Origin of the sequence: Pedobacter sp. AW31-3R, assembly GCF_052180285.1 — a bacterium.
Classification (GTDB): Bacteria; Bacteroidota; Bacteroidia; order Sphingobacteriales; family Sphingobacteriaceae; genus Pedobacter.
Genome location: NZ_CP197475.1, coordinates 3,523,560 through 3,537,346, shown reverse-complemented (window position 1 = coordinate 3,537,346; position 13,787 = coordinate 3,523,560). Strand labels below are relative to the sequence as shown.

Below are 13,787 nucleotides of genomic sequence, written 5' to 3'. Positions count from 1 at the left end.
ATTGCCAGGATTGAAGGAAACTGTTGAAATGGATTAAATGAGGCTGTATCATAAATCATGATCAGCCTCTTTGTTTATTTATAGCTTCTGTCTCTGCTTATTTTTTATAACATTTTTCGCAGCACTATTGATTCAATTATTTGATTTTCATATATTTAATGTATTAAAACACACTAGATATGGCAATCAGAGAACCCGTATTTAAGCCCTATAACCAACAGCAGATTCTTGCCATCCCGCCCACTCTTGATGAATTAATTCCTGATTCCCATCCTGTTAGAGTTGTAAATGAGGTGATTAATAAGATTAGTATAGAACCTCTTCTAAAAGCCTACCACATTAAAGGCAGTTCCAGCTATCATCCCCAACTTTTGCTTAAAGTTCTGGTTTATGGTTATCTCACCAATATCTATTCGAGCCGTAAGCTGGCTGCCGCTTGCCGTGAAAGCATCTACTTTATGTGGCTGAGCTCCATGAGCTACCCAGATCACAATACCATCAACCGTTTCCGGGGTGTACGCCTGAAACATGCCCTTCGCAGTGTATTTGAGGATGTGGTAAAACTACTTGCCGCTGAAGGCTTATTAAGCATTGAGGAAATCAATACCGACGGGACTAAGATCGAAGCCAGTGCCAACAAGTACACTTTTGTCTGGAAGAAATCCATTCAGACCAATAAGGAAAAAATGAAAAAGCAGCTGACCCACATTTGGGAATATGCGCAACAGGTGGCCAGTGATGAAGACAAGATGCCTGAGCCGCCTGATTTTAAACAGATTGATAGTGAGAAGGTAAAGCAAGCTGTAGAGCAGCTGAATGAAAAGCTTGCCGGGCGGAAAGATATAGACAAGAAAGTGAAGGATAAGCTAAAGTATGTAACTAAAAATTATCCGCAGAATATAGCCAGATATGAAGCTCAGGAGGCTATTTTGGGCGAGAGAAACAGTTATAGCAAGACAGATACTGATGCTACTTTCATGCGGATGAAAGAAGACCACATGAAAAACGGACAGCTGAAGCCCGGCTATAATGTACAGATATCTACCTCTAACCAGTTTATCGTCAATTACACGATACATCCCAACCCAACCGACACGACTACCCTGAAGATCCACCTGGAACAACACGTAAGCAGCTTTGGAAAAGCACCAAAGAAACTTACAGCAGATGCAGGCTATGGTTCTGAGGAAAACTACCAACTGCTGGAAGATCAGAAAGTCGAGGCTTTTGTGAAATATGGCATGTTCGATAAACAGCAGAAGGGTAAGTACAACAGCAAATCTCCTTTTGGGGCAGACAAGCTTTTTTATAACCAGCAGCAGGATTGTTATATCTGCCCGATGGGCCAGCAAATGCTGTCACTCGGGTCTTACACAAAAAAGACGACAACAGGCTTTAAGCAAACCCTTAAAAGATACCAGGCAAGGAATTGTGAAAACTGTCCTATGAGAGCAGTTTGCCATAAATCAAAAGAGAACCGCATCATTGAAATCAATGAAAACCTGAACAGGCTTAAGCAAAACGCATTCGAAAAGCTGAACAGCGAAGAAGGAATACAGCGGCGAAAGAAACGATGTTATGATGTAGAACCTGTCTTCGGAAATATCAAACAGAACCACGGGTTCCGCCGCTTTAGGCTTCGTGGAAAGGAAAAAGTGGCCATCGAATGGGGCTTACTCGCAATTGCACAAAATATCAGAAAAAAAGCAGCCTAAAAGAGCTGTTTCATTGACCTTTTTCAAAATCAGATGACTAAAATGCAAATGAACGCGTTGGTGTCCAAAGATGGTACAAAACTTATTAAAATAAAAAAGGCTGCATCATCTAATTTGATACAGCCTCATTTTTATTATATTGTGTACATAGAAACTTTTATGCGAATCATATACGAAAACAAGAATATTATTGTCCGCGAATTTAAACCAGAGGAACAGCAATTGTTTGTGCAGCTCTTTGAACACCCGGAGGTCACAAAGTATCTTCCTTACCGGTCTCCTGAGCTTTATGCAGAATTATTTGGTATTGCTTTGGAGGATTATAAAAATGGTTTTTTTGGCCGCTTTGGAGTATTTGACGTGGTAACCCATGATTTTATAGGCATGTGCCTTGTCCGGAATTTTGAGGATGTTGCCGGTCAGATTGAAATTGGCTATACTTTACATAAAAGATACTGGGGAAGGGGATATGCGACAGGAATCAGCCGTGCTTTAATCGCTTATATTTTCAAAAATACAACTGCAAACGAGGTTGTAGCGGTGACTGATTTAAATAATACGGGTTCGCAAAAGGTGCTGCTAAAGGTAGGATTAAGCCGTATGGAAAACATTAAAAGACCAGAAGCTGAAATGGCTTACTACCTGATCACACGCCATCTCCCTTCGGATAAACCGGAATGGTCTTAAGGTCTTTTTGATCTGCAGCTACCGGTACAGAGATTCAACATAAAACCTATTTAAAATGACATCAGCGAAAGACCTGAACTTACTGAATTTCTTTCCTGAAGAATTGAAAACATCCATTGAACTGGTATATCACAAATGTGGATTTAAACTGACGGATCCGGTGTTCGATACTGAAAGTAAAGCCTACGCTGCATGTTCCTTTGTCTTAAATGGAAAGCTGATTCATCACAGGAAATCTAAAATTACGCCAACGAAAACCGGACAGTTTGTAACCATATGGAAAAGAAATGCGCAGGGAATAACTACCCCTTTTGATTTTTCAGACCATTTTGACTTCATCGTGATTACGGCATGCGGCGGGCAAGAAGTCGGGCAATTTATTTTTCCTAAAGCTGTATTGGCAGAGAAAGCAATCATTAGTTCAAATGGCAGGGAAGGAAAGCGGGGGATCAGGGTTTATCCGCCATGGGATAAGGCGGAAAGCCAGCAGGCAGCAAAAACCATAGCCTGGCAGACGCGGTATTTTATATCTATGGGAGCACATGCGCCTGTTGATCTGGAGTGGATTAAAAAGATTTTCATTTAATTTTTGAGCGCTACTGCGCATTCGCATAGCTGTTGTCAAGACAAAAATGACAACCTTTGTGACGAATGACATTATTTTGGGAATATATAGCGCGTTATACAACCATTTCTCCGGAAGCTAAAGCCGAATGGTCCTTATTGTTGAGAGTTGAGGAAGTTACAAAGGGAGATTACTTTCTGAAGGAAGGCATTGTGCCTAAAAAAATCGCCTTTGTTACTAAAGGTTTATTATCCTATGATTACCTGGATACGGAAGGTAAAAAGGTAACGAAGAAGTTTTTTGCAGAAAATTCATTGGTTACTTCTACCAGTGCATTAATTCAGCAGCAACCTGGAATTTTTTCTATTCAGGCGCTGGAAGATACAACATTACTCACGTATTCAGCTGAAGGGTTCAAATCGCTGCTGAAGAATTACAAAGATGTTTCTGCATTTTATATTGCATATCTGGAACGCCATTGGGTCGTTGAGAAGGAGCAAGGGGAAATCAGGCTCAAATCTGATACCGCCAAACAGCGTTACCTTGCATTTGAAAAAGCCTATCCAGAATTATTGACCCGTTTAAAGCTGCACCATATCGCTTCGTATCTGGCTGTGACACCCACTCAGCTCAGCAGAATACGAGCAGAACGGTAATAGGGTTGAACTAAAAAATTCAGACTCTTAGTGAACCGCGGAATGCCCTTGCTGCATAATAAGATTGTGCCCCGTTATGATAGATAAAAACAGTCCCATAGCGAAAATCTGCGAACAGGGCACCGCCAAGGTTTCTGATATCAGCAGGGGTTTGCACCCAGCTTGAAGTTTTGGCGTCAAACTTTCCGAGTCTCTGGAGTGACTGGTATTGTTCTGTCGTTAATAACTCAATCCCCATAGCCGCTGCCATATCCATAGCATTGTTTGCCGGTTTGTGCTCTTTTCTGGAATCCAATCCCTCCCGGTCATAACAGGTACTTCTGCGGCCTGCAGGACTTTCTGCTGAGCAATCATAAAAAATATATTCATCCTTACTTTCATCATAACCCACAACATCAGGCTCACCGCCAGTTCTTTCCATCTCCTGAAGTGACCACATTTTTTCAGGGTGCATCTCCAGTTTTGCGGCGACAGCAGCCCAATCCAGATCTGGATGGCGATTTCTGTGCTTTTCAAAACGTACTTTCCATATTTCCATCAGTGATTGGCGATCCGCTGCGGATAATTCTCTTGTATGACTGCTCATGGGTTGATCTGGTTTGTGTGAACCAAGTTAGTACAAACTAAATAATATTCCCAATAAATTGTGACGAACAGTAAGGCCAACATCAGCCATCAGATGATGCGTTAGGATTCACGCAATTGGATTAACGATGCATTGATATGACCTGAAAACACTTTTGAAAAAAATACCTAAGTTTGGATATGTATGAAACCTTGAAGGAAACGATTGAGAAAATCATTGACCTTAGCAGTGATGAAATGAGACAGCTCGGAAATGCTTTTTCTGCTGTGAAAATTCCGTCCCGAAGTTCCCTCACTGTAATTGGAAGTATAGAAAACCGGCTTTATTTTGTCATCAAGGGTGTACTCAGACTTTATTGTATCAATACGAAGGAAGAGGAAACCACAACTTTCATTTTCAGTGAGGGTAATTTTGCCAGTTGTTATGAAAGCTTTCTCACTGGACAACCTTCGGAACAGGGACTGGAAACATTGGAAGATTGTATCTTGCTCGTCATTGACAAGGCCGCATTCGATAGCTTGCATCAATCCATGCCAAAGATGAATTTACTTACGCGAATGATCGCTGACAAACGCTTTATCAATTCACAAAAGGTTTTTATTGGACATATTACGCGGAGTCCGGAGGAACGGTACCTGGATTTTGAACAGGATCATGGACAGCTGCTTTTAAGAGTGCCATTAAATATCATTGCTTCGTATCTTGGTATTACTCCGGTTTCCCTGAGCAGGATAAGAAAGAGGACGGCAAGAAAATAATATTTCTTATCTTTTGTTAAGTGCATCTCCTGAATAGCATGGTTAGTTTTGGATTCAAACCAGCATCTAAAATTACTATGAACAAATACACTTTACGATCACTTATTTTCCTGTTCTCTGTCCTTAGTTTAAATTGTATTCAGTCCGGAGCCTATGCACAACGTAAAATCACTGGCTTTGAACTTGAAGCAGACCCTTTGGCCTATATTCTTAAGGGGTATTCTCTTCATGCCGGAATTACCTATGGCAGTTTCCGAACCAGTATGGGTACTTTTGCCATACAACAACCTGATATGTTCAGCGGGAATGAAGCCTTCTCTGTATATCATTCCGGGTTCGACCTGAAGACAGATTACCTTTTCGGAAGAATTGCTGGCTGGCATTCGGGGCTTCAAATCAGCTATGCTAAAGAGAAAGTAGAATTGAAGAGCGATCCTGATCAGCAGCTAATTTGGGGCCTGAATATTGGCGCAAGGGTTGGGTACAGGTGGATGTTCGGAAATGTGGCGACCAATTACAAGGGATTCTACCTCAATCCCTGGGCAGCTTTGATTTATTCGCCCAATGCAGCGGACATAGTTGCAGGAACGGAAAAGTATAAACAAAAATCGTTTTCTATTTTTCCGGCAGTTCATGTCGGCTGGCGGTTTTGATAACCATTCACCTGAATTCTAAATCAATTGCAACTGGTAACAATACCTCTAGAACAGTGTCTTATAGCTAAAACATAGCTGCAATGAATCCTGACTTTAAGAAAATAACAATACTTTTCTCTTTCTGTATACTGACATTTCTCCTGTCTGCTGTTCATGCGAGCGGACAGTCAAAAACTGACAGCATCAGTAATTTTATACAGTCGGAAATGACCAGGAGAAAAATTCCGGGTTTACAGATTGCCGTGGTCCGTAATGGTCAGCTGGAACTACTGCGTTCTTTTGGTCTGGCCAATATTGAAAACCGGGTGAACGTAAATGACAGTACTTTGTTTTCGATTAATTCCGCTACTAAAGCATTCACCGGAGTAGCCATTATGCAACTGGTGGAGAAAGGGAAGATGGTGTTAAATGATCCTATATCCCATTACCTGGACAGCCTTCCGGATAAATGGCAATCCCTAACAGTATATCAGCTGCTTACGCATGTTTCAGGATTGCCCGATTTCATTGACCACAAAAAAGGTGGGTTTGTCGGGGGCTTGAAATATCCTGAGGCATTAGCAGCCATACGGAACTATCCCATGGAATTTGAACCGGGAACTCAGCTGAGCTATAATCAGACGAATTATGTCTTGCTGGGACAGATGATAGAAAAATTAAACGGCAAACCCTTTGAGCAGATCATAAAAGAACAGCAGTTTGATCCGGCTGGCATGACAAAAAGTGGCTTTGGGGATTCGCGTGATGTGGTGATGGACAAAGCACCGACCTACAGGCTATCGCGTGTGACAGAAAGGAATTTCGTAAAAAATAACACATGGGAACGCAGCTGGGAAGAATTTCCTGAATTGCGCGCTACTGCCGGCATTAACAGTACAGCCAAAGAGCTGGCCAATTGGATAATAATGCTGCAAAACAAAACGCTCCTTCAACCTGCTTCATTGCAAACGATGTGGCAGGCGGGCAAACTCAACAGTGGGGCATATGCTGGCTGGGCGGCCGGTTGGGTGGCCAGGAGAAATACTGCTCCCCGTGCGGTGGCGGGTATTGGGGGATCGAGGTCTTGGTTTTATGTTTATCCGGATCACCAGCTTGCAGTAGTGATCCTAACCAATCTTGCCACCAGTCAACCTGAAGATCTTGCCCCTGAAGTTGCCGGTTTTTATTATCCGGAACTGAAATCAGCAAATGGCGGAAATCTGCCGGAAGCAGTTTTGCCTTTGAGGCATTTGCTGGAAAAACAAGGATATACTAAGGCGATCCAGCTCATGGAAAAGATAAGGAAGAAAGACAGTAAATTTCAGTTTCAGGAAAGAGAGCTGGAAAACTGGGCCTATAACCTGTTGCTGTTACAACATAAAAAAACAGAGGCACTGGAAATATTTAAACTGTATGTGCACCTTTATCCTGAAAGTCCGGATGCTTCCTTTGGCCTGGCAGAAGGATATGACGCTGTTGACGATACCAGGAATGCAATAGCTTATTATAAGCGTACCCTGGATTTAAACCCACAGCATGAACAGGCCAAAAAAAGACTGGGACAGTTATCGAAATGATAAATGCGCTTTATATGTACAGATACTATCTTAATTTGTCTTATTTCCCTTTTTGAACAAATTTTGAACCCTTTCACTCAATTTTTGAACCTGGATTTTTATCCCTGTAGAGCTTGCTGCAATTAGATTTGTTGATGCCCGGTAAAGGCATTTAACCAAATATTTAATTCCAATGCTCAACAAAAACTGTAAGGTATATCCTTTAATTGTATTGTTTCTGACCAGTTTTCAACTGGTCAGTGCCCAGTCTCAGAAATTCCTGTTTAACGATCATCGGCTGACATTCGAAGAAAGAGTGGACGATCTTGTCAGTCGCCTGACGCTGGAAGAGAAGGTTGCCCAGATGTTAAACGCAGCACCTGCCATTCCCAGGCTTGGGATTCCCGGGTACGACTGGTGGAATGAAACTTTACATGGCGTAGCAAGAACCCCCTATAAGGTGACCGTTTTTCCACAGGCCATCGCGATGGCTGCAACATTTGATACCGCGTCGCTTTTCCGCATGGCGGATTATTCCGCATTGGAAGGCCGTGCTATTTATAACCAGGCGATAGCCTCAGGAAAAAGTGGCAAGAGATATGTAGGCTTAACCTATTGGACACCTAACGTAAACATTTTCCGGGATCCACGCTGGGGCCGTGGACAGGAAACCTATGGAGAAGATCCCTTTTTAACCACTGCCCTTGGGGATGCGTTTGTCAGGGGACTCCAGGGTGATGATCCCAAGTACCTTAAAGCGGCGGCCTGCGCGAAACATTATGCCGTGCATAGCGGGCCAGAGCCACTGCGGCATCATTTCGATATTGACGTTTCTGCATATGATTTGTGGGATACCTATCTGCCTGCCTTTAAGAAACTGGTCGTTGATTCAAAGGTTGCCGGTGTGATGTGCGCATATAATGCCTTCAGGACACAACCTTGCTGTGCAAGCGATATTTTAATGAACGATATCCTCCGCGATCAATGGAAGTTTACTGGGTACGTTACTTCCGATTGTGCGGGTATTGAGGATTTTTTCACCAAACATAAAACACACCCCGATGCGGAATCGGCTTCTGTTGATGCTGTTTTCCATGGTACAGATGTAGAATGTGGCCATGGTGCCTACCTAAGCCTGGTTCAGGCAGTGAAAAATGGGAAGATCACAGCGCAGCAGATCGATGTTTCTGTCAAACGTTTGTTTATGATCCGTTTTAGGTTAGGACTCTTCGATCCGGCTGATCAGGTTAAATATGCCCGAACACCTGCTGCAGTCCTTGAAAGCAAAGCACATGCAGCCCATGCGCTGAAAATGGCGCAACAGTCCATGGTGTTGCTGAAGAATGACCACCTGCTTCCCCTCCGTAAAAACCTGAAGAAGATAGTTGTCCTTGGTCCGAATGCAGATAACCAGGTGTCTATTCTTGGCAATTATAACGGCAATCCCTCGAAGCTGGTCACCGTTTTACGAGGAATAAAAGATAAGGTGGGACAGCAGACGAATATCGTATATGAGAAAGCCGTTACCTTCACCAGCAATAAACTGCTGGATTATTCCGGTTCCGGGCTGAAATTTGAGTTTGATGGCAAACCTGGAATTCAGGCAGCGTATTTCAACAATAAAGACCTGGGTGGTAAGGCCCTGGCCACAAGAATAGAACAAAATATGAACCACATGTGGCAGGAAGGGGAAACCGTGATCGGTAACCTGATTGCAAATGATTTTTCGGCTCGTTATACCACCACATTCACAGCACCCGAAGACCAGCAGCTGTCCCTTGAAATTGAGGCAGACAATGGTTGCCGCCTGTTTATTGATGGCGAGCTTATCCTGGATAACTGGGGAACGAAAAAAGGTGAATTTAAAAGGCATAACCTGATGGTAAAGAAGGGCCGGCAATACCGCTTGGTGGTGGAGTCATGGCAGAGCGACGGGAATGCCTATCTGAAATTTAATATCGGAAAATATGTAACGACAGATTATAAATCCCTCCTGGCAAGACACCAGGATGCAGATTTGTTTATTTTTGCAGGTGGAATTTCTCCGGAACTGGAAGGTGAATCGATGCGGGTGGAAGACCCCGGGTTTGTAGGGGGTGACAGGACCTCTGTGCTGCTTCCCGAAGCACAGACTGCATTGATGAAAGCATTGAAGTCGACCGGAAAACCCGTTGTCTTTGTCATGATGACCGGAAGCGCAATCGCTACCCCATGGGAATCAAAAAATATACCCGCTATCCTTAATGCATGGTATGGCGGCCAGTCTGCCGGTACCGCTGTGGCAGATATTCTTTTTGGTGATTACAATCCTTCAGGGAGATTGCCTGTGACATTTTATGAGCAGGATAATGACCTCGCTGCCTTTACGGATTACGGAATGGAAAACAGGACTTACCGCTATTTCAAAGGGAAAGCCCTTTATGGCTTTGGTTATGGGCTGAGTTATTCCACTTTTACTTACGACAGGATTCAGGCACCTGCAACTTTGCCAAAGGGGAAATCCCTCAGGATAGCTGTAAGGGTATCAAATACAGGGAAATTATCCGGAGAAGAAGTTGTCCAGTTATACCTTATCAACCAGCAGAAACACATAAAGATGCCGATCAAGGCACTAAAAGGATTCAAACGGATCAGTCTTGCCGCAGGGGAGTCCAAAGTCGTCAGCTTCGATCTGGACAAGGATGATCTTTCTTATGTGACTGAAAATGGTTCCCTCACCAGTCGTCTGGGAAAAGTTGACCTGTTCATTGGGGGCTGTCAGCCAGATGAAATGAATCCTTCCAGCAGTACAGGGATAAAAACTACCATTTATTTCCTTTAATCTCAAAGCAGACCAATTTTTGAACTCATTCAGTCAAAAATTGGTCTTGTATCCGTATTCTCAGGGCTATTTTTGATAGCACAATACCAATAGTTCAGCAGTTATGCCGGACAAAAACTAACCAAATATAAACATTCATTCCCATCTCTTTCATCGTGCAGCGATGGGCGTTAAGTCAACAAGTATGAAAAAAATCAAACATGAAACCCTGTTTGGTTCCTTCCTGTACGGGAAGCCGGACCAACACCTGCTATGCCGGTCAGGAACGCAATTAGCTATTCTTCTTCAGGTTCATCATCAACTCAAAATTTTATCAGCAACAGGCCTGTCAGTAAAATGCTTTGATACAGTGTTCCTTTAGGGCTCCGGCTAATCATTTTTGATTATAAAAATAATGAAACCGTCCTAAGCTCAGCACTTGCAAACTGTAATGATAGCCTGATAACCATTAAAAATCAACTGGATTCAAATGAAACCATCATAGCATAGCGCTTACAAATAGCAATGAGCATACTTATGATAGCTTCATCACCTTTAAAAAACAATTACATTCTGATGAAAATAAAACTTTTACTATTTTTTCTCCTGCTGAATCTGTCGGCCATTACAGGATTTGCTCAAGTGAAGCAGATTACTGGAAAGGTGATCGATCAGGAAACAGGAGAAACCCTTGTAGGGGTATCTATAAAAATTAAGGGGACAGCCATTACTGCCCAGACAGATGGGAACGGCGCGTTTAAGATTTCTCTCCCGCCAGGCACACCAGCCACGCTGGTGGTCAGTTATGTGGGGTATAAAGCAAAAGAGGTGGCCGTTCTTTCACAGACGAATCTCACTGTAGCACTCACCAGTACCGTATCCAGTCTGGACCAGGTGGTGGTGATCGGATATGGTACCGTAAAAAGGAAGGACCTGGCGGGTTCTGTGGGCTCCATCAAAGGATCGGAATTGGAGAAAGCTCCGGTAACGAATATCGCAGAAGCCTTAACAGGCCGGATAGCGGGGGTTCAGGTAACTTCCGTTGAAGGCGCGCCAGGATCTGATGTCGTGATCAGGATCAGGGGTGGAGGCTCCATTACCCAGGACAATTCACCACTGTATATCGTAGATGGTTTTATTGTAGACAACATCAGTAATATTGCCCCTACGGATATTGAATCGGTCGATGTGCTGAGAGATGCCTCCTCTACAGCCATCTATGGTGCCAGGGGCGCAAATGGTGTAATTATTGTGACCACAAAATCACCCAAGGCAGGAAAGACGGCCATATCCTATAATGCATACGGACAGGGGAAGTATTTTCCGCGCAAGCTAGAAGTACTTTCTCCCTATGAGTATGCATTGGCACAGTACGAGTATGCTTTGTTAAGGGGCACTACTTCTTCTGAGTTTACGAACTTTACCAAGTATTTTGGTGTCTATGAAGACCTGGAATTGTATAAATACCAGAAGGGAAATGACTGGCAGGATAAATTATTCGGAAGATCTGTCACCTCACAACAGCATAACCTGAGTTTAACAGGAGGTTCAGAGAAAACCAAACTGGGCTTTAATACCACTTACAATAAAGATGAGGGGTTGATGCCTGGATCGGCAGCAGAACGTCTGTATTTCAATTTCAAGCTCGACCATGAAATCTCTAAAAAACTAACGCTGAACCTTGCTGCCCGGTATTCCAATAATGTGATTGATGGTGCAGGGACTTCCGGTGGCGCAAGTGTGCGGGTGGCTGACGGGATACAGACCCGCCCCATCAACGGACTTGCCGATGAGATTGTCTTCGATCCGAATGATATCAATCCCGGTGATGATGATTATGAAGAGTTCCTTAAAGGCATTATTGATCCGCTGGAACTTACGGCACAGGATTACAGGAGAAGGATAAACAGGGATTTCAGCTTAAATGCCGCCCTGAACTATAAACCAATAAAAGGGCTTCTTCTCCGGTCAGAACTGGCAACCACCCTGAGAAACGGGGATAGCAAGCGGTATTATGGGCCCTTAACCGGAGTAGCACGCGACCAGGGAAATAACCTGCCACTGGGAGAAAAGGAAATTACTTCAGGAAGTACGTACCGCTGGATCAATACCGCAAATTACAGCCTCAAAGAAACCAAACACAGTAAACTCAACTTCCTGCTGGGACAGGAGCTGAATACAACTTCCGGTACAAGGACCTTCAACCGGGCGAAGTATTTTGATGCGACACTTACACCGGAGAAACTTTTCGCCAATATGGCCCTGGGAACAAGCGACCGGCTGGAAACTACAGAGATAAGGGGAGAGGACCTGCTGTCCGTTTTCGGGAGGATCAATTATACCTATAAAGACAGGTATATTCTCTTCGCTACTTTAAGGGCAGATGGCTCCAGCAAATTTGCTCCGGGAAAAAGATGGGGATATTTTCCTGCGGCTTCCCTCGCATGGAGGGTATCTGAAGAGCAGTTTTTTAAAGAGATCAAGGTGGTGTCTGACCTGAAACTTCGTGTAAGCTATGGACAAGCAGGAAATAACAGGATCACCAATGATTCCTGGAGACTTCTTTTTCAGCCTACAGCAAACCGGCCTTATGGTGCCGGGGGACTGAATCAGACCTATTATAACTATGTCAACGGCTCTCTGCCAAACCCCGACCTGAAATGGGAAACGACGATATCGAGAAATATCGGATTAGATTTCGGGTTCTTTAAAAACCGTTTGACGGGTACATTGGATATGTATAAGAATACCACTAAAGACTTGCTGGTCAACAATGATATTCCTGCGCAGAATGGTTTTACCACACAATTGATCAATGTGGGTCAAACTTCCAACAAAGGGATTGAGCTGTCTCTGAACGGGGTCATTATCAATAAAAAAGACTTCCAGCTATCCGGCTCTTTTAACATCGGCAGAAACATTCCGAAAGTGGATAAACTGGATGGCAATGATATGCGTTCAGTGAATTCTAACTGGGCGGGTACAGATCTAAAAACAGCGGATGACTATCGTCTGATGGTGGGCAGCACTATTGGCATTATGTACGGTTATGTCAGCGATGGTTTCTACACCACTGATGATTTTTCCTCCTATGATGCTGTAAACAGGAAATATATCCTCAAACCTGGCATAGCGAGTGCAGAGGGTACAATGGGTGGAATTATTGGGATACGCCCGGGTACAATGAAACTGAAAGACCTGAACGGGGATGGGGTCATTACGGCAGACCAGGACCGTCAGATCATCGGTAGTGCCATCCCTAAGCATAGCGGTGGTTTCGGATTAACGGCCCGCTATAAAGCGTTTGATGTGTCGACCTTTTTCAACTGGGTATATGGAAATGATATATACAATACCGGCAGAATACAGTACAATATGTACTACCGTACGACTTATGGAAATATGCTCAATACCGTCAATTACGATAACAGGTTCAAGTATATTGATGGGAATGGAGCTATCGTGACCGATCTTGCGCAGCTGGCCTCATTGAATGCCAATGCTACCATCTGGTCACCCTTTTCCATGGGCAATGCCTCTCCGGTATTTACGGATGATGCAGTGGAAGATGGATCTTTCCTGAGAATGTCTTATGTCACACTCGGTTATACCCTACCCAGAAGCCTGACTTCAAAAATCGGTATCTCATCCCTCAGGGTTTACGGCACCGCTTATAATGTTTTTCTGTGGACCAAATACAGCGGATATGATCCGGAAGTTTCGGCAACCAGAAGCGGAACCTACCAGGCATTAACCCCTGGCGTAGATTTCTCCGCCTATCCTAAAAGCAGAACCTATACCCTTGGTCTTAACGTGAATTTTTAAATCA

General features: G+C 43.7%; 10 protein-coding genes. 9 read left to right on the top strand and 1 reads right to left on the bottom strand.

Annotation, left to right across the window (positions count from 1 at the left end):
- Positions 1-179 precede the first annotated feature (179 nt).
- The 4 genes from ACSBL2_RS14575 to ACSBL2_RS14560 all read left to right on the top strand — a co-directional run bounded on the left by ACSBL2_RS14575 (position 180) and on the right by ACSBL2_RS14560 (position 3,623).
- The gene (locus ACSBL2_RS14575) at positions 180-1,715 is read left to right on the top strand and encodes an IS1182 family transposase (RefSeq protein WP_442587264.1); all 1,536 of its coding nucleotides are present in this window, start codon (positions 180-182) and stop codon (positions 1,713-1,715) included.
- A gap of 159 nt (positions 1,716-1,874) precedes the next feature.
- Positions 1,875-2,402 (top strand): GNAT family N-acetyltransferase, encoded by a 528-nt coding sequence (locus tag ACSBL2_RS14570; RefSeq protein WP_442587263.1) that lies wholly within the window; start codon positions 1,875-1,877, stop codon positions 2,400-2,402.
- A gap of 55 nt (positions 2,403-2,457) precedes the next feature.
- The gene (locus ACSBL2_RS14565) at positions 2,458-2,988 is read left to right on the top strand and encodes a MepB family protein (protein WP_442587262.1); all 531 of its coding nucleotides are present in this window, start codon (positions 2,458-2,460) and stop codon (positions 2,986-2,988) included.
- Between the two features lie 65 nt (positions 2,989-3,053).
- Complete coding sequence (locus ACSBL2_RS14560; protein ID WP_442587261.1) at positions 3,054-3,623, top strand: Crp/Fnr family transcriptional regulator; 570 nt, start codon at positions 3,054-3,056, stop codon at positions 3,621-3,623.
- Positions 3,624-3,642: 19 nt separating this feature from the next.
- Here ACSBL2_RS14560 and ACSBL2_RS14555 read toward each other — a convergent pair whose 3' ends face one another.
- Positions 3,643-4,209: a DUF4256 domain-containing protein gene (locus ACSBL2_RS14555; RefSeq protein WP_442587260.1), complete on the bottom strand. Its 567-nt coding sequence runs from the start codon at positions 4,207-4,209 to the stop codon at positions 3,643-3,645.
- Between the two features lie 179 nt (positions 4,210-4,388).
- Here ACSBL2_RS14555 and ACSBL2_RS14550 point away from each other — a divergent pair, with 179 nt between their 5' ends.
- The 5 genes from ACSBL2_RS14550 to ACSBL2_RS14530 all read left to right on the top strand — a co-directional run bounded on the left by ACSBL2_RS14550 (position 4,389) and on the right by ACSBL2_RS14530 (position 13,783).
- Positions 4,389-4,967 carry a Crp/Fnr family transcriptional regulator gene (locus ACSBL2_RS14550; protein ID WP_442587259.1) on the top strand — a complete coding sequence of 193 codons (579 nt, stop codon included), beginning with the start codon at positions 4,389-4,391 and terminating at the stop codon, positions 4,965-4,967.
- Between the two features lie 77 nt (positions 4,968-5,044).
- The gene (locus ACSBL2_RS14545; RefSeq protein ID WP_442587258.1) at positions 5,045-5,620 is read left to right on the top strand and encodes a hypothetical protein; all 576 of its coding nucleotides are present in this window, start codon (positions 5,045-5,047) and stop codon (positions 5,618-5,620) included.
- Positions 5,621-5,703: 83 nt separating this feature from the next.
- Positions 5,704-7,179 (top strand): serine hydrolase, encoded by a 1,476-nt coding sequence (locus ACSBL2_RS14540; RefSeq protein ID WP_442587257.1) that lies wholly within the window; start codon positions 5,704-5,706, stop codon positions 7,177-7,179.
- A gap of 172 nt (positions 7,180-7,351) precedes the next feature.
- Positions 7,352-9,979: a glycoside hydrolase family 3 C-terminal domain-containing protein gene (locus ACSBL2_RS14535; protein WP_442587256.1), complete on the top strand. Its 2,628-nt coding sequence runs from the start codon at positions 7,352-7,354 to the stop codon at positions 9,977-9,979.
- Positions 9,980-10,534: 555 nt separating this feature from the next.
- The gene (locus ACSBL2_RS14530) at positions 10,535-13,783 is read left to right on the top strand and encodes a SusC/RagA family TonB-linked outer membrane protein (protein ID WP_442587255.1); all 3,249 of its coding nucleotides are present in this window, start codon (positions 10,535-10,537) and stop codon (positions 13,781-13,783) included.
- Positions 13,784-13,787 lie beyond the last annotated feature (4 nt).